The sequence below is a fragment of the Desulfobacterales bacterium genome, assembly GCA_034003325.1.
Lineage (GTDB): Bacteria > Desulfobacterota > Desulfobacteria > Desulfobacterales > JAFDDL01 > JAVEYW01.
The window spans coordinates 138,452-161,908 of sequence record JAVEYW010000002.1 but is presented as its reverse complement, the minus strand read 5'-3'; the positions used below and the strand labels follow the sequence as shown (position 1 = coordinate 161,908).

General features: G+C 48.2%; 21 protein-coding genes. 6 read left to right on the top strand and 15 right to left on the bottom strand.

Going from position 1 to position 23,457, the window contains the following annotated elements; translation table 11 throughout:
* Positions 1-18 precede the first annotated feature (18 nt).
* A complete protein-coding gene (asnS, locus tag RBT11_02760) occupies positions 19-1,401 on the top strand; it encodes an asparagine--tRNA ligase (protein ID MDX9785672.1) in 1,383 nt (460 codons plus the stop codon).
* 5 nt (positions 1,402-1,406) lie between these two features.
* Here asnS and gyrB read toward each other — a convergent pair whose 3' ends face one another.
* Genes gyrB through rdgC form a run of 4 tightly spaced genes read right to left on the bottom strand, consistent with a single transcriptional unit; the run spans position 1,407 to position 6,101 of the window.
* A complete protein-coding gene (gene gyrB, locus RBT11_02755) occupies positions 1,407-3,827 on the bottom strand; it encodes a DNA topoisomerase (ATP-hydrolyzing) subunit B (protein ID MDX9785671.1) in 2,421 nt (806 codons plus the stop codon).
* Positions 3,827-4,948: a DNA polymerase III subunit beta gene (dnaN, locus tag RBT11_02750; protein MDX9785670.1), complete on the bottom strand. Its 1,122-nt coding sequence runs from the start codon at positions 4,946-4,948 to the stop codon at positions 3,827-3,829. Before dnaN ends, gyrB begins: the two co-directional genes overlap by 1 nt.
* A 3-nt stretch (positions 4,949-4,951) precedes the next feature.
* A complete protein-coding gene (locus RBT11_02745) occupies positions 4,952-5,482 on the bottom strand; it encodes a hypothetical protein (protein MDX9785669.1) in 531 nt (176 codons plus the stop codon).
* Between the two features lie 4 nt (positions 5,483-5,486).
* A complete protein-coding gene (gene rdgC, locus RBT11_02740; protein MDX9785668.1) occupies positions 5,487-6,101 on the bottom strand; it encodes a recombination-associated protein RdgC in 615 nt (204 codons plus the stop codon).
* Positions 6,102-6,659: 558 nt separating this feature from the next.
* Here rdgC and RBT11_02735 point away from each other — a divergent pair.
* Together RBT11_02735 and RBT11_02730 are read left to right on the top strand one after the other, a co-directional pair.
* Complete coding sequence (locus RBT11_02735; protein ID MDX9785667.1) at positions 6,660-7,754, top strand: endonuclease Q family protein; 1,095 nt, start codon at positions 6,660-6,662, stop codon at positions 7,752-7,754.
* A 58-nt stretch (positions 7,755-7,812) separates the two neighbouring features.
* Positions 7,813-7,935, top strand: coding sequence for a hypothetical protein (locus tag RBT11_02730; GenBank protein MDX9785666.1), 123 nt, complete (start codon positions 7,813-7,815; stop codon positions 7,933-7,935).
* Positions 7,936-8,021: 86 nt separating this feature from the next.
* Here the strand turns inward: RBT11_02730 and RBT11_02725 are convergent, their stop codons facing one another.
* The 11 genes from RBT11_02725 to RBT11_02675 form a co-directional block, all read right to left on the bottom strand.
* Positions 8,022-10,169, bottom strand: a complete 2,148-nt coding sequence (locus RBT11_02725; protein ID MDX9785665.1) for an HD domain-containing protein — start codon at positions 10,167-10,169, stop codon at positions 8,022-8,024.
* 224 nt (positions 10,170-10,393) lie between these two features.
* Positions 10,394-10,741, bottom strand: a complete 348-nt coding sequence (locus RBT11_02720) for a MerR family transcriptional regulator (protein ID MDX9785664.1) — start codon at positions 10,739-10,741, stop codon at positions 10,394-10,396.
* Positions 10,742-10,787: 46 nt separating this feature from the next.
* The gene (pheT, locus tag RBT11_02715) at positions 10,788-13,211 is read right to left on the bottom strand and encodes a phenylalanine--tRNA ligase subunit beta (protein MDX9785663.1); all 2,424 of its coding nucleotides are present in this window, start codon (positions 13,209-13,211) and stop codon (positions 10,788-10,790) included.
* Between the two features lie 33 nt (positions 13,212-13,244).
* Complete coding sequence (gene pheS / locus RBT11_02710) at positions 13,245-14,252, bottom strand: phenylalanine--tRNA ligase subunit alpha (GenBank protein MDX9785662.1); 1,008 nt, start codon at positions 14,250-14,252, stop codon at positions 13,245-13,247.
* Between the two features lie 81 nt (positions 14,253-14,333).
* Complete coding sequence (gene rplT, locus RBT11_02705) at positions 14,334-14,687, bottom strand: 50S ribosomal protein L20 (GenBank protein MDX9785661.1); 354 nt, start codon at positions 14,685-14,687, stop codon at positions 14,334-14,336.
* A gap of 26 nt (positions 14,688-14,713) precedes the next feature.
* Positions 14,714-14,911: a 50S ribosomal protein L35 gene (gene rpmI / locus RBT11_02700; GenBank protein MDX9785660.1), complete on the bottom strand. Its 198-nt coding sequence runs from the start codon at positions 14,909-14,911 to the stop codon at positions 14,714-14,716.
* A gap of 217 nt (positions 14,912-15,128) precedes the next feature.
* Positions 15,129-15,752, bottom strand: coding sequence for a translation initiation factor IF-3 (infC, locus tag RBT11_02695; GenBank protein ID MDX9785659.1), 624 nt, complete (start codon positions 15,750-15,752; stop codon positions 15,129-15,131).
* 153 nt (positions 15,753-15,905) lie between these two features.
* On the bottom strand, positions 15,906-16,286 hold the full coding sequence (locus RBT11_02690) for a LysR family transcriptional regulator (protein ID MDX9785658.1): 381 nt from the start codon (positions 16,284-16,286) through the stop codon (positions 15,906-15,908).
* Positions 16,287-16,462: 176 nt separating this feature from the next.
* On the bottom strand, positions 16,463-19,237 hold the full coding sequence (gene fdhF / locus RBT11_02685) for a formate dehydrogenase subunit alpha (protein MDX9785657.1): 2,775 nt from the start codon (positions 19,235-19,237) through the stop codon (positions 16,463-16,465).
* Positions 19,238-19,633: 396 nt separating this feature from the next.
* A complete protein-coding gene (locus tag RBT11_02680; GenBank protein ID MDX9785656.1) occupies positions 19,634-20,194 on the bottom strand; it encodes a nucleoside deaminase in 561 nt (186 codons plus the stop codon).
* Between the two features lie 3 nt (positions 20,195-20,197).
* A complete protein-coding gene (locus RBT11_02675) occupies positions 20,198-20,761 on the bottom strand; it encodes a type I restriction enzyme HsdR N-terminal domain-containing protein (GenBank protein ID MDX9785655.1) in 564 nt (187 codons plus the stop codon).
* 209 nt (positions 20,762-20,970) lie between these two features.
* Here RBT11_02675 and RBT11_02670 point away from each other — a divergent pair, with 209 nt between their 5' ends.
* Genes RBT11_02670 through RBT11_02660 form a run of 3 tightly spaced genes read left to right on the top strand, consistent with a single transcriptional unit; the run spans position 20,971 to position 23,455 of the window.
* Positions 20,971-22,032 carry a deoxyguanosinetriphosphate triphosphohydrolase gene (locus tag RBT11_02670; protein MDX9785654.1) on the top strand — a complete coding sequence of 354 codons (1,062 nt, stop codon included), beginning with the start codon at positions 20,971-20,973 and terminating at the stop codon, positions 22,030-22,032.
* 11 nt (positions 22,033-22,043) lie between these two features.
* Positions 22,044-22,673: a hypothetical protein gene (locus RBT11_02665; GenBank protein ID MDX9785653.1), complete on the top strand. Its 630-nt coding sequence runs from the start codon at positions 22,044-22,046 to the stop codon at positions 22,671-22,673.
* The gene (locus tag RBT11_02660; protein MDX9785652.1) at positions 22,670-23,455 is read left to right on the top strand and encodes a YkgJ family cysteine cluster protein; all 786 of its coding nucleotides are present in this window, start codon (positions 22,670-22,672) and stop codon (positions 23,453-23,455) included. Before RBT11_02665 ends, RBT11_02660 begins: the two co-directional genes overlap by 4 nt.
* Positions 23,456-23,457 lie beyond the last annotated feature (2 nt).

Sequence of the window (23,457 nt, the reverse complement as noted above, 5' to 3'; positions counted from 1 at the left end):
AGACCGGAGAAAAATCAAATGAAAAGAACAAGGGTGAAACAGGCCTTAACCGCAACAGCGCCCATGGATGAGATCTTGGTAAAGGGCTGGATGCGAACCCGAAGAGATGCCAAAGCATTTTCTTTTATCGAAATAAACGACGGTTCATGCCTGAAAAATTTACAACTCATCGCCCCGCCCACCTTACCCAACTATGAGGACGTTCGAACGCTTACCGTCGGGTCTGCTTTATCGGTCACCGGCTCTCTGTTGCCCTCTCAGGGAAAAGGTCAACAATGGGAATTAACAGCGAATCGAATTGATATACTGGGTGTGGCTTCGGAGTCGTATCCGTTGCAAAAAAAACGGCATTCCGACGAATTTTTACGCGGCATCGCGCATCTAAGACCCAGAACCAACAAATACGGCGCCACCTTTCGCATTCGCGCCGATCTTTCCTGGGCTATTCATCGCTTTTTCAGAGACCGGGGATTTCATTACCTTCACACGCCCATCATTACGGCGTCGGACTGCGAGGGTGCCGGAGAAATGTTTCAGGTCACCACCCTTAACACGGACAACATTCCCAAAATAGACGGGCGAACGGATTATTCAAAAGATTTTTTCGGCACCGAATCGAATTTGACTGTTTCGGGCCAGTTGAACGCCGAAATGTTTGCCCTGGCTCTCGGTGATGTTTATACCTTCGGGCCCACGTTTCGAGCTGAGAACTCAAACACCCGGCGCCATGCGGCCGAATTTTGGATGATTGAGCCGGAGATGGCTTTTTGCGATTTAACCGGGGATATGAATCTGGCCGAAGAAATGATAAAATATCTAATTGCCTTTGCCCTGGATACCTGTCGGGAAGATATCGGTCTGTTCGCGGAGTTTGTCGATAAAACGCTCCTGTCCTCATTGAAGAATATTATAGAACATGATTTTATTCGGCTGCCGTACCAAGAAGCCATTCATATTCTCGAAAAATCAGATCTTTCTTTTGATTACCCCGTGCGCTTCGGAACGGATCTTCAGACGGAACATGAGCGCTATCTGACCGAACAGCATTTCAAACGGCCAGTAATTGTTTATAATTACCCCAAACACATCAAACCGTTTTATATGCGGGTCAATGACGACGGACAAACGGTTGCCGCCATGGATGTGCTGGTTCCGGGGATCGGCGAGATCATCGGTGGCAGTCAACGCGAAGAGCGCCTGGACGTATTGGAAGCCAGAATGGATGAGACCCATTTATCAAAGCAAAATTACGAGTGGTACCTTGATTCCAGGCGGTTTGGCAGTGTTGAACACAGCGGATTCGGTCTTGGATTTGAGCGGTTGATGATGCTCGTCACCGGTATTAATAACATTCGCGATGTTATCCCTTTTCCGAGAACGCCGAACAGTATTGCGTTTTAGCGTTCTTATATATCCAGCATGCTCACTTCCAGGGCATGGTTCTGAATAAATTCCCGTCTGGGTTCCACCTCGTCCCCCATCAATATGGTGAAGATGGCATCCGCTTCCACGGCATCCTCGACTTTCACCTGCAGCAGATTTCGGCAGGATGGATCCATTGTGGTCTGCCATAATTGATCCGGATTCATCTCGCCAAGGCCCTTATATCTTTGAATCGAAAGGCCTTTTTTGGATTCTTCCAGAATATGGTGCAATAATTCCTTTTTGCTGGTTACGGACTTTTTGTCCTCGGGGTTTTCTTTATTATGAATGTCAAACGGCGGAAAATCATGGGGGATCAACTTTTCATTGAGAAACAATGCTTTTTGATAGTTTTTGGACAGGATAAGACCTCTGCCGATTTTCGTTACTTTTCTTTCACCACCGTAGTTGGCTTCCATTACATCTTTATTGGCCGGTGCGGTTAAGATGATTTCAAACACCTCTCTTTTTTCATTCCATTTAATCGGGCTCGCCTCATACCCGAGTGTAATCAACCGTTCGCAAAGCCCCTCCATTTTGTTCCGGTCCTGCAGAAACGCCTTGTCGGCTACGCCTTCGCGTAAAAGAAGTTCAATAATATCTTCTGAGACACCCCGCCGGTTAAGTCTTTCAAGTGTGCTGAAATATTCTGAAAGATTACAAACAAAAAGATACAGGGGGTGATCTTCAAGCACGGTTTTTTCGCCGGAGGGCCGAATCGTTTTCCTGTCGCTGATGCGCCTTAAAATATGATCATTTAACTCGCTCTCATCTTTGAGATATATTTCATTTTTGCCCTTGCCGACCTTGAGCAACGGCGGCTGCGCGATATATAAAAATCCTTTATCCACGATTTCCGTCATTTGACGATAAAAAAACGTCAAGAGCAGGGTTCTGATGTGGGAACCGTCCACATCGGCGTCCGTCATGATGATCACTTTTTGATATCGTATTTTATCGATATCATATTCCTCGCTGCCGGCGCCGGTTCCCAGGGCGGTCAAAATATTTTTAATTTCTTCGCTGCTTAAAATTTTGTCGAATCTGGCTTTTTCAACATTTAAAATTTTACCCTTGAGCGGCAAAATAGCCTGAAAGCGTCGATCTCTTCCTTGTTTGGCGCTACCGCCGGCGGAATCCCCTTCTACCAGAAAAAGCTCTCTTTTTCTGGGATCTGTTTCCTGACATTCGGCTAGTTTGCCGGGCAAGCTGGCATCGACAAAGGTTCCCTGTTTTCGGGCCAAGTCCCGGGCGCGTTTGGCCGCATCCCTGGCCCTTGCCGCATCCACGGCCTTGGCCATTATCCGTTTGCCAACAGCCGGGTTTTCTTCAAGAAACATGGCGAGTTTCTCATTGACGAGAGACTCCACCAATCCCTTAACCTCACTGTTACCGAGTTTGGTTTTGGTTTGTCCTTCAAACTGAGGATTTTTGATTCGAACACTGATAACGGCCGTAAGTCCTTCCCGAACATCATCGCCGCTGATTTTAGCCTGAAGATTTTTGGGAACGCCTCCGCTGATGGCATATTGATTAATGGTTCGCGTCAAAGCGGATTTAAAACCGATCAGGTGAAAACCGCCTTCCGTGGTATTGATATTATTAGCAAAAGAAAAAATTTTCTCCGCATAGGTATTATTATATTGCAACGCAACTTCTATTTGAACGTCGTTTCTCTCCCCCTCAATAAACACGGGTTCGTGTACCGGCGAATGATGGCGATTAAGATATTCAACGAAAGAAACGATCCCGCCGTCGAAATGAAATTCCTTTCTTTCATCAATTCTTTCATCCTCGACCGTGATGTTGATACCCTTGTTCAAAAAAGCCAGTTCTCTGATTCTTCTACAGATGGTATCATAATTGAATTCCACGGAATTGAAAATCGTTGCATCCGGCTGAAACCGAACCCGGGTGCCCCTTTTATCCGTAGTGCCGGTGACCGACAATTCGCAGGTCTTTGCCCCTCGGGCGTAGGTCTGATGATAAATTTTTCCGCCCTGATAAATTTCTATATCAAGTATTTCGGAAAGGGCATTGACTACCGAAACCCCCACACCGTGAAGTCCACCGGACACCTTGTAAGAATCGTTGTCGAATTTACCGCCCGCATGCAATTTTGTCAGCACCACTTCCACGGCGGGCACTTTCTCGGTTTTATGAATCCCCACCGGAATACCACGCCCGTTATCTTCGACACTCACACTTCCGTCGGTATGAATCACCACGTGTATCGTATCACAATAGCCGGCCATGGCCTCATCAATGCTGTTATCCACCACCTCATAGACCAAGTGGTGAAGACCGGCGACATCCACATTCCCGATATACATCGACGGCCTTAAGCGAACCGGCTCAAGACCTTCGAGTACATCGATACTACTCTCATCGTATATATTTTCCATCACACTCTCATCGGCATAATTGCACTTAAAAAACTATCATCATCTCGGTCAAAAACAAGACAGGGTCTGTCTTCACCGGACAGAAACAAAATCACCGTACCGCCGTCTATTACATTTAATGTATCGATAAAGAATCTGGGGTTAAAGGCGATTTTCATATTATCCCCCTCAAAGTCTATATCCATATCCTCCTTGGACTCTCCTAACTCCGGGTTAGCAGCTGAAATGGAAAGTTTTTTCTTTGAAAAATCAAATATGGCCGCCTTATAATCTTCCGAAGAGAGAATCGACATGCGTTTAAGCGTCATGAGAAATTTACCCTTTTCAAGCGCGATAATATGGCCGTCCTCTTTTTCTATTATTTCCGAATATTGCGGAAAATCACCTTCCAACAATCGAACGATAATGGTCTCCGCATCTTTTTTAATCACTAAATTGTTATCCTTGATGCCGATCTTGACATCACCGATCGGTTCCAAAAATTTATTGACTTCATTGAGCGCTTTTTTGGGAATTAAAATCGAAGGTCCTTCCGGCAATTCAAATCCGGCATCAAACCGGCAATCCACCATGGCCAGGCGGCTGCCGTCCGTGGAAACCATTCTGATCTTTTTTTCATCACCGGTGATTTTCCGCTCAAACGAAACACCGATAATATGCGCTCGCTTATCATCGGAAGATCCGCCGCCGATCATCAATGCCTTTTCAATCATTTTCTTAAGGGTACGAGAGTCCATTTCAAAAAAGGCAATCTCTTCGATTTCGGGAGCGTCCGGGAAATCATCCGGATTCATACCAACGATATGATAGAACACTTTTTCATCACCGATTTCAATCCACCGGTTGTCCACTTCCTTTAAGATCAGATTATCGTTCGGATAATCCCTTACGATCTCATAAAATTTCCGGGCGTTAATCGCGATGACGCCTTGTGTTTCAATTTCCGCCGGATAGGTCCCTTCAAATCCGGATTCAAGGTCTGTCGCCATCAAGGTAATTCCCGAATCAACGGTTTTAATCAAAACGGTTTCCGTGATGGCGAGACTGCTTTTCCGGCCAGTCAGTCCCTGCACTTTAGACAGCACATCGAGTATGTCGCTTTTATGAACGGAAAATCTCATTTCTCATCCTTCCGCAGTTATCCATTTTTTTATTTTCGGCATTTCTTGATGGTGCCATTTGTCCGATATGCGGCGTTTGATAAACTCATTGAAAAGAAGGGTTACCAAATCCACCGCTTTGTCATAAAGATAGGATCTTTCAAGTACGACCCCTTCTATATCCTCCCGGGATTCCACGGGACCCGTTTCCGGTATTTTCAGATTACAAAGGCTTAAACTCTCCCCTTTTATCGTAAACTGCCATCGCTGGTCGCCTGATTTCTGCAATAAATTGATTTCCGTCACCATCGCTCCTTTTTGCAGCGCCAGCCGACCTTCTTCAAGACCGGCATCGTCTCCTTTGATGCTGATGGTTTCCATGGCATTGCTTTGCCTGTTTTCCAACACCATGTGATTGCCAATATTAATAGAAACCAAGTCTTTCTGAAGCGTTATCAGCTCTGATGGGTTATTTTCAATACAAAACCATACCCAGGTCAGAAACTCAAATCCCAAAAATTTATATCGGTTATATGCAACGGCAACATCCAGCATGGCTCTACTCCGTAAACCCGACTGGTGATAACGTCGATAGGCTGTCGACTTGAGAATCGGAAAGACCGGCGGTCAGCGTGGCCGCGGTATATGGAAAAAGACGAATCAGGTTCAGTTTGAAGGATTTTGAAAAAAGGCTTTCCAACGCCTCGTTCGCCGCTTTCTGATTTGAAAAAAACCAAAGCTCGCGCGCTTCATATTTCCATAGGACATCATAGAGATTCGGCGTGGCGGGAATTCTTCGGTGCAGTGCATGAACCACCGCATCCTTGATCAGCTTTTTTTCCTCCTTTGATAAATATTCCCGCCTACTTTCTGCTAATTTTTTCGCCATCTCGATCGCATGGTGTTTATTGACAATCTTGGCGGAAATACTTTTTTTATCGATTCTCAATGAAAAAACAAAGTGAGGTCCGATGATAAATGACGATCCTTCAAACATTGGTCGGTATGGCGTATCAAACGCGGTCCATCCAACCGCCTTGTCGGTTTCTTCATTATCGATCTCATAGATGGTATTTTGTTTTAATCCGCTCTCAACGGCTTCGATGATCGGGTCAGCCGGTTGGCCGTCCACTCTATAGCGCGTGATGGAAACACTTGATGACAATAACCCCATAGGCCGGCTTTATATCCCGTTTTTTATGATATGCTGAAAGGTCTTGAAAAAAATGAATTATTAGCCTGAACATATAACTTTTTAAAAAGGTAAACACAAGGGAATTTTGTCGAAAATATTTTGATGAAAAATGGACTTAACAAACTAATATGATATGTTTTTTATGAGTTTAATGCTGAATAGTATCATTGATACCTCTGCGATATTGACATTCCCTTTTTGATGGTTGTTATATTAGTTTCTTTTTAATAAAGAACACTAATCATAATAAGGGGTGTTCACAGTGTTTATAATTTATTATTTATTTGAATTTATATTATAATCGCTATCAGATAGGGGTTTAAAACGCATGTTGAAATTTCACGGGAATTCATTGGAAAAGGACAAAGTGTTCATTTTCGTTTATAACTCACTTGTTTTAAACATTTGTTAAACCCTCGAAAGACCAAAGGGACATATCGGATTACCTGTTGATAATATAGTTCCTGCACATATAAAAGGTTTTCTGCCTGAAGGCGAATACGCCAACGTTGCCAATAAGGATGGGTGTCTCATCGAATGAGATTCATCGCAGATTTGCATATTCATTCCCGATTTTCGATGGCAACGGCTCGAAATCTTGATTTTGAACATCTTTATATTTACGCCCAACTGAAAGGCATCACCGTGGTGGGAACCGGCGATTTCACTCACCCTGGGTGGTTTTTGGAAATAAAGGAAAAGCTTGTGCCGGCTGAACCCGGTTTATTCAAACTCAATGAGGCAGCCGCGAGAATGGCCGATAACCAGGTGCCGATCGCCTGCCGAAAACCGGTAAGATTTATTCTTTCCTGTGAAATTAGCAATATATATAAAAAGAACGGACGGACACGAAAAAATCACAATTTAGTTTTTCTTCCAAATCTCGCGGCAGCCGAGCGGTTTAATGCACGGTTGGGGGCGATCGGAAATGTTAGGGCGGACGGAAGGCCTATATTGGGCCTTGATGCCAAACATCTTCTTGAGCTATCGCTTGATATTTCAGATTCTTCTTTTTTCATTCCCGCACACATTTGGACCCCCTGGTTTTCCCTTTTCGGATCAAAATCCGGTTTTGATAGTATGGAGGAATGCTTTGAGGAGTTGACCCCGCATATTATTGCGGTGGAAACCGGCCTCAGCTCGGATCCGGCCATGAACCGGCGGATTTCCGGACTGGACCGATTGACGTTGGTGTCTAATTCGGATGCGCATTCGCCCCAAAAACTGGGACGTGAGGCCAATCTGCTTGAGACGACGCTTTCCTATGAGGGTATTCGCTCAGCCATCGCCTCAGGAGATCCGGACCAGTTTCTCGGTACATTTGAATTCTATCCGGAGGGGGGAAAATATCATCTCGATGGTCACCGAAAATGCAATATATCCTGTTACCCGTCGGAAACGGATGCCACTAACGGCGTATGTTCCGTTTGTGGAAAAACCGCTAACCCTCGGTGTGCTCTATCGCGTGGAAGCTCTTTCCGACAGGCCGAACGGCATAACGCCGGCAAAGACAATTCCGTATGTGAAGATAGTCCCTCTAATCGATATCCTCTCAGAAATATACGGGGTCGGACCCGACACGAAAAGAGTAACACGGCAATACAAAAATATAACCGAAAAACTCGGCTGTGAATTCGATGTTCTTACCGGGTTATCCATCGAACACATAGACAGTATGGGAATTCCGCTGTTGGCGGAAGCCATTGATCGAATGCGGCGCCGTAAGTTAACGATTATTCCGGGTTTTGACGGTGAATTCGGACGCATTCGAATCTTTAACGATCAGGAGCGACTGCACTTATTGGGGCAATAATAGGATGACTGAAACCGTGGGTCTTTTGGACGCCGTGCGAAGAAGAAACGGGGTGGCGATGATGGATTATATTTAACCGTTGAAAATCAGGCGGAAAAGCTTTCTGTTTGATCCTTTCGGCTAAAGGAACGTACAGAGACCGATCCTGGTGCGAAACATTGAAAAAAAGAGACAGCCTCTTTAAAGCTTTGAATGGAGATAGTAACAAAGACGGAAGGTCCTGTTCTTCTGGCCGGACCCTTCTCAAGTCTATGAAGTTGAAATTGAAAGGTGATTGGTGAGATGAGCCGGATAAATTCCTGAAGGGAAATCCCCTTGGCGCGAAGGTTGAATACCATCGGAAACGGCCATTTCGTTTCCAGATCCCAGGTAACATTCAGAATCTGCTGAGAGCCCGAGCTGTTGGCGTCCATTAGATTTCTGCACGATTCCAAATGAAAGGCCACCCCCCGCTCACTCAGTGACGCCACCACACCGGATTGGCCCGGAAACGGCTTGCAGCATTTAGAAAATTTATGCACCGCTTTTTCAATGTCTGATACAATTAATGTATTTCGGGTTTCAGTCGCCTCTTTCCGGCTGCGGAATTCGGGTTTTATATCCGAGAATTGATCAAAATAATAAAGGATCAACTTGCTCGACAGAATATCCTGGCCGATGCGAACGTACATTTGTGAAAAATCTTTGATATGATGAATATTCAGGATAAGGGACATGGTTTCTTCTTTTAGAAGTTCCGGCGAAAGCCCATGGCGAATTATCTCCTGAAACAGAATTTCCCTCCCGATTTTTTTAGCTGCGGACTGCCGCCGTTTTTGCAGAAGCTTATTGACCGCGCTTCGTGCTTTTGGTGTCATGCACAGTTTTTCTAAATCCGAGTCGACATCAAGAAGCTCTTCGGATTGGATTATTTTAACCGTATCCCCGTCGTTAAGTCGCGTGGTGGGGCTGACGCGGCGACCGGAGATTTCCGCGCCATCGCAATAATCTCCCAGGTCCGAGTGAATTTTATAGGCAAAATCAAGCACAATGCTTCCACGGGGTAAATAATGGATATCTCCTTTGGGCGTATATACGAAAACTTCAGCGGAATAGGCCATCTGAATTAAATTTTTCCGCTGGGAGCTGGCGCCGCCGTATTCGCCTATATTTCGCAACAGATCGCTGATTTCCCCCCAGTAGGATTCTTGTAAGTGAATGGCATTCCACTGGTAACGTAATCCGGAGTTGGACAGCAGATCCATTTCACGTGTTCGAATTTTAATCAAATAATCTCGACCACCCTGGTTGATTCTGACATGCAAACTTTGATAACCATTGGGTTTTTGGTTGGCGATATAATCTCGAATCGATTTTGGAATCGGTTTTAAATGCCGATTAATTTCACCCAGAATAACGTAGCATGCAATGGGATCATCCGTGTGCAGAACAATAGTGAAATCCACCATGTTTTCAGCGTTATTAATATCGATGGTCTGTCTTAGATGGGAATAAAAACTGCATAGACCCTTGGTGCGCGGACGAAGTGAATATTCATGCGGAGATAAAGAGAGAATATGGCACAATGTTTCATGAATGTTTTTTACTTCTTCGGAAAGAAAAAGCTCTTTGGTGATATTATGTATTTTTTTGCTTTTTCTTGGAAAAAGATAAGATAATGCCAAATTATATAAATTTCGCTTGATGGCGTAAAGATTCAGTTTTGCAGCAATGGGCGCATAGACCCGAAGGGTTTCAAGCGCAATCCGTCTTCGTTTGGATTCCGGAAGACTTGAAAGGGTTTGCATATTATGCAACCGGTCGGCCAATTTGATAAGAAGTACGCCGAGTTGACGGCTGGCACTGAGAAAAATTTTACTATGCGTCAGATCGCTTTGTACGGCACGGTCTTTTTGTTGCAATTGCAGCTTGGTACACCCATCTACCAAGTTGGCCACAGTGGTGCCGAAAATGGATTCAATATCTCTGATGGTGACGGAGGCCACATCTTCCACGACATCGTGCAGCAGGGCGGCAGATATCAATAACGGATCTTTGATACTTAAATCTCGAATCAGGCTTTCAGCAACGGCAACCGGATGATTCAGATAGGGCTCTCCGGATTTTCTAAAATAACCGGCATGGTGTTTGTAGGCATAGGCGAGAGCTTCGAAGAGAATTTTATTTTCTTCTTCCCCTTTTTCAGGGAAATACCGGGACAAAATGCCGCTATAATGTTCTAACGGCAATTCCAAATGATTTTTTTTTGATTTCCTCAGTGGTTTGGATTCCATAGGTCTTTATGTTGCCAGGATGGTTAAGAGAACCTTTTTTATAGCACGCATTCAAGGACGTTTTCAATCACATTTTAGGATAGTCTCTTGTTTCTAAAGAGATTTATCCTTGGTGAAAAAAGCGCTTAATTCGGTTCGGTTGTGTTTTAGAGGCGGCAAACGGCCACGAGGGTACAAATTCGTCGCTAGTCGAGAAAGTCTCGAATGGAAATCAACTCGGTTCGAATTTCGTCAAGAAGGGTTCTGGAAAACAGATTGTTCGGGGTTTCCGAATCCGATTGAATACAACGCTTGGCTCCCGCGATGGTAAACTTTTTATTATACAACAGATCTTTAATTTTCAGAATCAGCAAAACATCTTTTTTTCTGTAAAGGCGTTGGCCGGATGCAGTTCTTTTGGGCCGAATCTGCTTGAATTCGGATTCCCAGAACCGAAGAACATGGGTGGGAAGCCCAACAACGGAACTGACCTCGCCGATTTTAAAATAAAACTTGTCGGGAATAACCCCCTCGGGGTCATTGCTGTTTTCCATGGATATAGCCCGCATAAACAAAAACATCCGGACAAGCCACGGGTTGTCAGGCAGGCAAGTCAGCCTTAAACTCCCGAATCAACTGTTCGGATATTTTCTGATGACGGTTATTAATTAATTCATCCGCCAGCGTCTCCGTTGTTGAGCGATAAGTGATTCTGAACGAAACACTCTTTTTGCCCTCGGGGATTGGCTTTCCTTCAAAAACGTCAAACAGGTGAACGCTTTCAAGCAGCGCATCCTTCCCGGCTTTTGTTTTTTCAAGAATACGCTGTGTTTCGATTTCCTTATCGATAATAAGCGTGACATCCCGGGAGGTGGCCGGGAATTTGGATAGGGCGGCAAATGTTTTTTCCGTCGGAATGAACCGGGATATTTTGGCAATGTCCAGCTCAAAAATATAAGCGGTCTGTCTTAAATCAAAATGGCGAAGGGTTTGTGGGTGCACCTCTCCGACAAGGCCGATAAGCAAATCTCCGATATACACGCCGGCCGTATACCCGGGTTTGGTATATGTGCAATCATCATCGGCCAGCCGTGTGAAGCAGGCATCTTTGATGCCGAGCCCTGAGAGCAGGCTTTCCAAAGCCCCCTTTATGTCGTAAAAGTCGCTGTTTGCCGGCGCCTCATGCCAGACGGGTGCGGATCGCAGTCCGGTCCATAATGCAGCCGCTATTTCGGTTTCTTCGGGAAGATCCTCTTCAGCGGCGGCGGTAAAGGTCTGTCCGATTTCAAAAAGCTTCAACTCTCTAATTTGTTTACTGTTATTTCGACGCATCGTTTCTAAAAGCCCGGGAATCAAGGAGCTTCTCATGACCGCCTGATCTTCACTTAAAGGATTTAAAATTCGGACGATGTTTCTTCTGGTGTCATCGGTTTTTAGCTGAAGCCGGTCGCAAGCATCCGGATGAATGAAGCTGTAATTGATGGCCTCAAAAAAACCGATACCGGTCAGAATCGTTCGAATGGCAGATCTCAAGCCGGTTCCACTATGCAGCAAAACCGTTTCTGCAGGCATTGCCGGTAATGTTGTGGGGATTTTGTTGTAACCTGAAAGCCGGGCGACTTCCTCGATCAAATCTTCGGGCCGACTAATGTCGACTCGGTAGGATGGGGGTGTCGCCTGAATAAGATCCGAGGCGGTTTCTGGCTTTGTCTTGGCTGCAATTTCCACCAGGGAAAGAAAATCGAGAATCTCATGTGGATTAAAAGCGGTGCCCAACAGCCGATTGGTGGCCGCTACGCTGAGTGTTATCGTCGGCGCCTTGTTGGGTCCCGGATGGTCATCGATATAGCCGCTGACCATACAGCCGCCGGTAATGTCCACCATGAGTTGCGCTGCGCGATTCATCGCATTAATCGTCCCATGAGGATCGACACCCCGCTCGAAGCGATGAGACGCGTCGGTGGCGAGCCCAAGTAGTTTCGCTGTTTTTCGTATGCTTTGGGGCGAAAAACAGGCGCTCTCCAGAAGAACGCGGGTGGTGTTGGGCACGATTTCCGAATTGAGCCCGCCCATGACTCCGGCTAGGGCCACCGGTTTTTTTCCATCGCAGATCATCAGCATCTCTGAAGTAAGCCGTCGCTCTTTTCCGTCCAGGGTGACAAAGGTTTCTCCATCCGAGGCTGTCCGAACCACGATTCTGTTTTCAGCCAGCAGATCGAAATCAAAGGCATGCAATGGTTGTCCGGTTTCCATCATGACAAAGTTGGTGATATCCACAATATTGTTGATGGGGCGCAGGCCAATGGAAAGTAGGCGGTCCTGAAGCCAAAAAGGAGAAGGAGCGACCTGAATGTCTTGGATCAGTCGGGCGGCATATCGCGGGCAATGCGCAGGCGCCTCGATCGTAACAGAGGTCAAATTTAACATTTCCGCGCCACGATCAGAAATGATCGTTTCCGGATATCGAACCTGAAGCTTTTGAATGGCGGCAACTTCGCGGGCGATACCGATCATGCTCAAACAGTCAGGCCGATTGGGCGTAAGACCAATTTCAAACACCACGTCGGAAAGCCCAAGTGCAAGGGGAAGGGGTTGGCCCACGGGCGTTTTTTCATTGAGGATCATCAATCCGCCGCTGTCTGGTCCGAGCCCCAGCTCGGATTCACCACACAGCATACCGTCTGAGCGCTGGCCGCGGATGACTGATGAGTTGATTTCCATTCCATTCGGTAACACCGTTCCCGGAAGGGCGACGGGAACGAGAATACCGGGTGCGGCATTTGGTGCGCCGCAAACAACTATGTGTCGGGCACCAGACGTGTCGACATTGCAAATTGACAGTCTATCGGCGTTAGGGTGGGGCGCGACCGTCAAGATTCTTCCGACAAGAACCGACTGAAGACAGGCAAATCGATCCGTAATCGATTCAACCTCCAACCCGGTCATGGTTAACGCATCTGCGAGCTCCTTAACCGCCATTTGAATAGGAACGTATTCTTTTAGCCAGCGTAAACTAACCTTCATGGAGAGGCACCCTCTGAATTTTTTCGGCGCCCGTCAGAATTGACGGAGGAGTCTGAGGTCATTTTCGAAAAACAACCGAATATCATCAACACCGTATTTGAGCATTGTCAACCGCTCAATACCCATGCCAAAGGCAAAACCAGTGATTTTGCTCGTATCATAGCCCACATTTTCAAACACGGCTGGATGCACCATTCCGGCGCCAAGCACTTCAAGCCATCCGGTTTGAGAACAGACGCGGCACCCTCTTCCGCGGCACATGACACAGAGAATATCCACTTCGGCGCTCGGTTCGGTAAAAGGGAAAAAACTGGGCCGGAACTTTAATGCGGTTTGGTCATCAAAGAACTTATGAATGAAGTAGGTAAGGATGCCCTTAAGATCGCCAAAAGAAATGTTTTCGCCCACCATCAGCCCCTCGATCTGGTGGAACATCGGGGTGTGCGTCAAATCGGAGTCGCACCGATAGACTTTCCCTGGTGCGATGATACGCAACGGGGGCTTATGTTTTTTCATGGTTCGAATCTGAATCGGCGAGGTGTGTGTACGCAGAACAATGTTATCAGAGACATAAAAGGTGTCCTGCATATCTCGGGCCGGATGATTTTTAGGTATATTGAGCGCTTCAAAATTATAATAATCAAGTTCCACTTCCGGGCCCTCAGCCACCGCAAACCCCAATCCCGTGAAAATGTCGCAGATTTGTTGTGTGACTTGTGTCAGGGGGTGCAACGAGCCTAAGGTAACCCCTCTGCCGGGAAGAGAAACATCTATTCTGTCCACAATATGGAAGGGCTTGGTTTCAAAGGCCTTCATCGCGCTTGCGGACGCTTGATCCAAGCTGATCTTGACCTCATTGGCCCGTTTACCGGCGTTCGGCCGTTCTTCAACGGGAAGAGAGGATATGTTTCGAAGAAACTGGGTGACAATACCCTTTCGTCCCAAATATCGAACAATGACCGCTTCGACGCCGTCCCTATCGGTTGCGGCGGTAATTTCTCTCAGCCCTTCATCGTGAATCTGATCAATCGATTTGTCCACTGGTTACTCTGCTCTATCCGTATGCTGCTATCTTTTTGGCCGAACCCAACGAATTTCTATTGAATCGGTTCCCGGTTAGCCCTACTGAAGCCGTTGGGCCGCCAGACCGGCAATATGAGCAAATCCCTGGGGGTCGGAAATGGCCAATTCGGCAAGTACTTTCCGATCCAAATCGATATGGGCCAATTTTAAACCGTGTATGAATTTGCTGTAGGACAAATTACTCATGCGAGAGGCCGCATTAATGCGGGCGATCCATAAACGGCGAAAATCACGTTTTCGGGTTCGGCGGTCCCGATAGGAATAGTTGAGCGCTCTATCCACGGTATCAGCAGCGGTCCTGAAGAGTTTGCTGTGGCCGCCACGAAACCCCTTGGCAAGGGTCAATATTTTGTTTCTTCGTCTTCTGGCTTTAAAGCCTCTTTTGACTCGCATATGATGTCTCCTTAAAAAACTCTCGGTTATCCGTTTGGCAGAAGTTGTCTTATTTCCCGCATATTCGTTTTGTCCACAATCTGACCAAGCCGCAAGGACCGTTTGCGCTTGGTGCTTTTCTTCGTCAGAATATGGCTATGGTGGGATTTTTTAAATACGACCTTTCCCGTACCGGTCATTTTAAACCGCTTCGCGGCGGCCCTGTTGGTTTTAATTTTTGGCATGAGATATCCTCTCCCGGAGATTAATCTTTAAAATTATTCCGCCGCAATAGCGGGTGGTTATCATGAATATTCGGCCGGAGAAGATCTCCCCGGATAAAAAACAGGTGGCGCGAGCAACCGCTTAAAAACGCCCACGCCACAGCTAACGACTCATTTTTATAGGTGCTATTCCTCCCTTAGGGTATAGGGAAGAATCGGTCATTGATTCGGTATGGTGTTATGATTTCGGTGATAAAACCATTATCATCGTTTTGCCTTCAAATTTAGGTTCTTGCTCAACGACGGCCACGTCTTCAGTCGCTTCGACAATTTTTTTCAGCAATTCCCGGCCGAGTTGGGCAAGGGTGATTTCTCGGCCCCTGAAAACGACGGTTACCTTGACCCGATCCTTTTTCCCGATGAACTTGATAATATGACCAATTTTTGTTTCTAAATCATGCTCACCCGTTTTAGGGCGCACTTTTATTTCTTTAAGCTGGAAGCTGCTTTGCTTCTTTTTGGCTTCCTGAAGCTTTTTGGTCTGTTCATATTTATATCGGCCATAATCCATGATCTTACAAACCGGTGGGTTTGCGTTCGGGGACACTTCAACCAAATCCAAACCGAAATCACCTGCCGCAGCAAGGGCCTGATGGGTTGGAATGATGCCGATTTGATTGCCGTCCGGGTCGATAACCCGAACCTCCCTCGCGCGTATTTCCCTGTTTATGCTGACACCGGAATCGCTTGACCTGTTGTCCTTGTTGGTGCGTTTTATAGCTATGCTATCACCTCCGACCGTCGTTATTATTAAGGGCCCCCCGGCGTTCTTGATTTGCACCGGAAACCCGTCCCAATTCATTCAGTGCCCATGAACAAAAAAGGGAATGCTATTAAACAGCAGAAACCCATATCCGAAATCACTAAGAGATTCAAGGGAAAAATTCAAGAAAAATGTGGAAGATAACTTCCGATGATCGTATCGGTTAACCTGCGCTCAAAGAAGCGTCAACGGTCATCCGTTCCTATTCAAGGGCAAATAAGCCCCCAGATGCTTTTCAAGCTGGCGGTCGGTTTCTTTTTCGATATGTTTTTGGACCTTGTCAAATTCGGACAATAGCGTCTCCGCTAGAGGCGTCAACCGGGAACCACCACCGGTAGCGCCGCCGATGGTTTTTATCAGCAGCTTTTCCCCGAGCCGATCTTCCGTGGCCTTTATTCTGGCCCAAATGGCCCGGTACCCGATCTTCAGCTCCTTGGCTGCAGCATGAATGGAACCGTGGCGTTGGATGGCGCGCAGGATTTTGCAGCGACCCAATCCAAAGACGATGTTGCCTTCGGCATCTTGAATCCAGACATTGGAGCGGGTGTAAAATGTTGTTGGTTTTCGGGTCATATCGGCAAGCCATACGAATGAGCATGTGTTGACAAGGTTAAATCTATTGTTCCGCATACCCGGATTTATATGTCGCAATTACCCACAACATAAACCGATCGCGGATAAATAACAAGACCGCAGCGCTATCATCGGTAAAGAGGGCGTTGGGAATTCCTAATCAAGAGATGAGCGGCTTAATCGATTTTTTCAAGCCTTACGGCACAAGCCTTGTATTCGGCCGTCAGGGTGACCGGATCAAAGGCGGGATTGGTCAGCCAGTTTGCGTTGTTCTCACGAAAATGAAAAGCCATCCAGACAAGACCGGCCTGAACTTCTTGGGTGACGCGGGCTTTGACCTCTACCGCCCCCCTTCTGGAGCGAACCCGAATTCTTTCACCCTGGGCAATCCGGTATTTTTCGGCGTCCATGGGGGAAATATCGGCGGTTTCCTCCGACAGAAGATCATTGAGTCCCTCGCACCTCCCCGTCTGCGTACGGGTATGATAATGATACAGGCGCCGGCCGGTACTCAGTACCATGGGGTATTCGGCATCCGGAACTTCTGCCGCCGGCGTCCAGTCTACCGGGATGAAGGCTCCCTTTCCAGCAGTGAAATTACCATCCTTGTGCAAAAACCGGGTTCCCGGGTGGGCTTCATCGGGACAGGGCCACTGAAGGCCGTCGTGCTCGATACGATAATATTTGATACCCGAAAGCGGGGGTGCAAGAACCGAGACCTCATTATCCCAAATTTCCCTGGCGCTTTCGGATGCCCACTCATGCCCCATTCTTTTGGCGATTTCTCTAAAAATCCACCAGTTCGGCTTTGCGTTTCCGGGCGGTTGGCTGGCGGTTCTCACCCGGCTTACCCGGCGTTCACTGCTGGCAAAGGTGCCGTCATTTTCACTCCAGGCCGCCGCAGGCAGCACCACATCCGCAAATTTCGTGGTTTCGTTCAGAAAGATATCCTGCACCACGAGGAACTCGGCCGACGCGAGTTCATGCTCGACCTTTTTAATGTCCGGCTCGGTGCAGGCAAGATTTTCCCCGAAGATGTAAAACCCCCGGACCGCACCCGACACCAACCCGTCCATCATTTTTGGCATCATGAGGCCGATGGTGTTTGAAAGATTTTCAACCCCCCATGCGCGTTCAAATTTTTCCTTTGCTTTGGGGTCTGTCACCGGTTGATAGCCCGGATAGACATTGGGCAATGCGCCCATGTCGCAGGCTCCCTGAACATTGTTTTGCCCGCGAAGGGGATTCACGCCGCCGCAGGCCATGCCCATATTCCCCAGAAGCATCTGAAGATTGGCCGTGGACATGACATTGTTTCTGCCGCAGGTGTGCTCGGTGATGCCAAGGGTGTAACACAGCATGGCCGGTTTGACTTTCGCAAGCAAACGGGCCACCTCATAAATGACCGCCGGATCAATACCAGCGATATTCGCAGCACGTTCGGGCGGAAATTCCAGGACCTTTTCCCTTAGTGGTTCAAACCCTTGTGTGTGCGCTGCGACAAAGGCTTTATCGTAAAGATCCTCTGCTATCAGGACATGCATCACCCCGTTTAAAAAGGCGATGTCGCTGCCGACCTTGATTGGTACGTGAATGTCGGCGTAGTCCGCCAACCGGTGCTTTCTCGGATCGACTAGAATCAGTTTGGCACCGGATCGAACCGCATTTTTAAGAAAGGTCGCGGCCACCGGATGCGCCTCGGTCATGTTTGACCCAATCACCAGGAACATTCGGGCTTTTTGAAATTCATCAAAGGAATTGGTCATGGCACCCGAACCGAAAGATGTCGCCAGACCGGCGACTGTGGGGGCATGTCAGGTACGGGCGCAATGATCGATATTATTGGTCTTGAACACCGATCGAAACAATTTTTGCATTTGATAGGAATCTTCGTTGATGCTTCTGGCACAGCTAACGCCGGCCACAGCCGACGGACCGTCTTCCGCGATGATCTTTTTAATGGTGTTGGCAACCAGATCGAGGGCTTCATCCCAGGAGGCCTTTCGAAACACGCCGTTGTCCTTGATCAGTGGATCGGTGAGGCGTTCGGGTGAATAAATGAAATCATATCCGAAACGCCCCTTGACACACAGTCGGCCCTTGTTCGGCTGCGCGTCCTCGACACCGGTGACTTTCACGATTTTCCCCTCACGGACATGGAGTAACTGCTGGCAGCCCACTCCGCAATACGGGCAGGTGGTGCGGATGGTTTGGGTTTCGAGCGTTCGAAGTTGATAACGGGCTTTTTTATCCACCAGGGCGCCGACCGGGCAAGCCTGAACACACTCCCCGCAATACACACAGTTCTCATCGACAGCAGGGTATTCTCCTGAAAAGGCGCCGTCCGTATCTATGTCTGGAAAATCAAACCGGATAGCGCCATTCACCTGAATTTCATTGCACGCCTTGACGCAGCGACCACAGCGAATGCATCGGGAAAAATCGCGCACAATCATGGGAATATTCGTTACCGGTCGGGGAAAGGAAAGCGGATCGCCTTTTCTGCCGATGCCACCCGCCACCTGGTATTGATAGGCCAAGTCCTGAAGCCGACAGTCTCCCCAGGCAGGACAAAGGGCCTCCTCGCCCTCATTTGAAAACGTGCTCACCTGGAACGCCGCCCAGTCCTTCTCCGCAGATGAGCCGATGGCACAGTTGTGATTGCCGGAGGAGAGTAATCTGGATAAAGTCTGTTTTCTTGCCGCCACCACCCGTTTCGATTCCGTCAGGACGACCATGTTATTGGCGGCAGGCGTCGTACATGCGGGTACCAGCTCCGCGCGGTCCTCAACCGCCACCACACAGATGCCGCAGGTGCCGGTGGAAGAAGCGCCTTTCAAATGGCACAAGGTCGGAATCCGAATACCGTTTTCCGTTGCCACATCGAGAATGGTCTGATTCGCGCTAACCCGATACGACGCGCCGTTGATAATCATCTCTCCTGCCGCCATGCCCACACCCTCCTGTTTTTTTCCAATGAATGTTCATCGAACAACAATTTTTTATAAAGCCGGCCATGCCCGTGAGTTGCCTCCGTTGCCATTAGAGTTTCCCGCGCAGCGGAATCAGGGGCATCTCGTTATGACAATAACGTCATAACGAAGAGAAAAATTAATTGAACCGTAACAAAAAGTCAACCGATATTCGGGATAACGCCAGGGCAATCTATGTAGAAATGAACAGCTGGGAGCGAAAGCCTTGAGGGGGATCGGATGGAAGCTGCGGCACTGTTTGAACGCGTTCCGCGTGAGTTTGCCGCAGCTGGAATCCGATTTTTCTCAAGGCTGAAGCGGGCTATGGGTTACATGCGATTGCCCTGGGGATAACGCGGGGCGGTATCGATGGCGTTACGTATTCGGTGTAACAGCGGCGGGAATAGCAGACGGTTGGGCAAGGGTATACTCGGCCAGAAAGGTGTTTTTCAGATAACCGTTGGCAGGGTTTTCAAAATAGGCTTTAAACAACAACAGGCTTTCATGGCGCAGCACATGGGGAATCAGCGAGATGGCGGCTTTCCGATACAAAGGGGGCATGGCGTCCAAATCACATCGCGTGCCGCCGCCCATCGCATCCTCGTATGCATAAACGATATGGGAGATGCCCGAGATAAGAAGTGCGCCGTAGCACATCAGGCAGGGTTCAAGTGTGCAGTAGGCCGTGATACGCCTTGTGTCGATAGCCGGCTTTCGTCGGCTCAGGCGGTTAAGTGCCAATATTTCCGCGTGATCGGTTTCATTGGGCGCATGTGAGGCGGTGCCTTTTCGCGCGCCTGAAGCAACCACCCGATCCTCACAGACCAACACACAGCCAACCGGAAACTCTCCGGCCAGAAGAGCGGTTTGCGCTTCAACCAGCGCTTTTCTCATAAAAAGTTCATGATGCGGGTTTTCAGAAACGGTTCGCCACATGACTCACGGGTCTCCCTGTAATCTGCAGATGGTATCATCGCATGGGCAGGCACCGTCGACTTCAAACGCATAGAGAATTCGAGATTCCATTTCAAACCGTTTTTCGTCGATCTTGGTCATCGTTGCCGCGCTTAACGTTTTTTCAAGCTGGCGCCTGGAGGGTATGGTTTCAAGGCCTTCGGATAGAATGTTTCCGGACTCGCCGTCAAGAATTTCCGCGGATTTACCATTGGTGACAACTACGATCGGCACTTGGTAAGGCGCGCAGATTCGGGACAGGGATAATGTCGATCGGCGTCGGGTGACAATGGAGCCCGGCCCATATTTTATGATCATGCCGATAATCGAGGAAAGATGTATCGTAAAATCGAGCGGAATGTGCGCCCGACACGCTCCGGCAGAAACAAGGATGCGTTGACGCGGCAGAATGTCGCTTTTTTGATATCCTTTTTGCTCAACGAGGAACGTTGCCAGCTGCTGCCGGTCCCTCTCGTCGAGCGTGTCGTCCAGCGTCTCGCCGGTGAGAAAGTCGGAAAGCCTTCCGAGTGTGAGATGATGACCCCCCATCCTTTAATCTTTCATGTTTCTGAAATTATAAAATAAAAATTAGAGCAACCCTCACTGTTTTTCGCTTGTTTCAGGGAAATGTCCAGTTCGATTATTCCTTTACAAGTATAACGATTTATGAAAAGAATGAAAGGCCTAAAATTATCTGGAGCCCTTTGCAAAGCGGTTGTTTCCGAAGGACATCGTCTTTGTGTTGATGCATATATTCCATGTCGATACGAGAAGAATTTGAAAAAAGGGAAAAAAGCTTTGTCTCTCCCTGCGGATGCCTAAGCGCTCAATCGCGGGGCCGCGTAAAAAAAGAGCCTCTTTGTCCCATTCGAACCGTTTTTCAGCAGGACCGGGATAGAATTGTTTATTCGAATGCGTTTAGACGGTTAAAGCAAAAAACGCAGGTCTTCCTGGCGCCATTGGGCTTGGGTGATCACTACCGAACCCGGTTGACGCATACACTGGAAGTCTCTGAAACCGCTCGAACAATAGCCAGGGCGCTCCGGTTAAACGAGGACCTGGTAGAAGCTATCTCCCTCGGTCATGATTTGGGGCACACCCCCTTCGGGCACAGCGGCGAAACCGTTTTGCAGGAGATTTATTCCCGCCACTTTTCTCACCAGAAACAAAGCCTGCGGGTGGTCGACAAACTGGAAAATAAAGGCGAGGGGCTGAACCTAACCTATGAGGTTCGCGACGGCATATTAAAGCACGCCAAAGGCTATGGCTCGATTATTTCGAGCAAACCCGGTGAGATGGCGGTCACTCTGGAGGGTCGGATTGTTCGGGTATCCGACATCATTGCGTATTTAAACCATGACCTGGATGATGCGATACGAAGTGGCGTGATCCGGCGGGAGCAGATTCCGACTTCCATCGTGACCACGCTTGGCCGAAACCATTCCGAGCGTGCCACCACCATGATTCATGATCTGATTTATTCGAGCCAGGGGCCCAACGGGAGCGTCACGCTCACCATGAGTGACGCGATATATACGGAAATGTGCCGGTTAAGAGAATTTCTATACACGGAGGTCTATCGATCCCCACGCGTCCATAATCAGTTCGTGAAGGCCAAAAAGATATTATCGGACCTTTATTATTATTTTCTCGAAGAAGAATCATGCCTTCGCGAAGAACTCGCCAAGATGGAAATGGATAAACGCCCGTTGGATTTTCAGCCCAAAGAGCGCGTGGTTTGTGATTTTATCGCCAGCATGACGGATCGGTATGCGCTGGACCTTTATGAAAAAATATTTTTTCCCACCCCTCAGGTATGACCGGAGCGTGAATGCATTTTTTTCCTGATGCCGATTTACGGACACAAAAAGCGCTTGCAGCGATTCTCGGCCGGCTTGGCGGCCTGTTTTTACGTATGGAACAAAAATACGATGAGGCCGCGCGCGCATATGGGTTTCATTGTGACGGCTGCGCGGAAAACTGTTGTGAAACCCGGTTTTACCACCACACGCTGATTGAATATGCCTTTTTAGCGCAGGGCGTGGAAACCCTTGCTCAGGAGATACGAGAGAGCGTGCTCACTCAAGCGGTGGCGGTTGTTGATAAAACCCTCGCGGCGGATAAGGCAGGCCGAAAAATTCGCATCATGTGCCCGCTTAACCGAAACCAACGGTGCATAGCCTATGCGTATCGCCCTATGATATGCCGGCTGCACGGCATCGCTCACGAGCTACACTCGCCCAATGGCGGCATTTTGCGGGGGCAAGGGTGCCGGCAATTTGACGCCTGTGCTCAGGGAAAGCCTTATTTTCGATTTGACCGAACCCCGTTCTATCGGGAAATGGCTATCCTGGAACAGGAGGCGCGCTTGATTACTGGAATGACACACAAGATAAAAATGACCGTCGCAGACATGCTGATGGCGCAACATCGGATTACCAGGAAGGACTCCCCTCCGTGAAGCGAATCGATTTCGAGGAAATAGATGCATTGCCCGGCCGGCGGCTCGGGCCGAAGGACACGTTTTCTTTTCGATGCCATCCCGGGATCGGTTGTTTCAATCGGTGTTGCCGAAACCTGAATCTGTTTCTGTATCCCTATGATGTGCTCCGTCTAAAAAAAAACAGGGGGATTTCCTCTGATGCGTTTATCGAACAGCATGTGGATGTGGTCATGCGCGAGGGGAACTATTTTCCGGACGTATTGCTGAGAATGTCTGATAATGAAGAAAAAACCTGCCCCTTTCTTCTTGACTCGGGATGCGCGGTTTATCCGGATCGCCCGGATGCCTGCCGAAGTTTTCCCCTTGAATTCGGCGTGATTTACGGAGAAGGGTATCAAAAACCGCAAAGGGTCTGCTTTTTAAGGCCACCGGCGTTTTGTTTGGGACCTAATGAAACAACGCCCTGGACGATAGATGCCTGGGTAACAGACCAACAGGCCGACCCCTACCATCGCATGACGGCCCGATGGGCGGAATTGAAGCAACGGTTTCAGGTCAATCCCTGGGGAACGGCCGGCATGGAAAATCCCAAAGCGAAAATGGCCTTCATGGCTGCTTATAACGTGGATAAATTTCGGGAGTTTGTATTCGGCAGCAGCTTCCTAAAGCGGTATAAGGTTGAAGCAACCCTATTAAAACATGTTCGCCGCAGCGATTCGGCGTTGCTGCTGCTGGGGTTTTCATGGATAACGCTATTTATTTGGGGGCAATCGTCTCCCGATATCAAACTTAAAAAATAGCC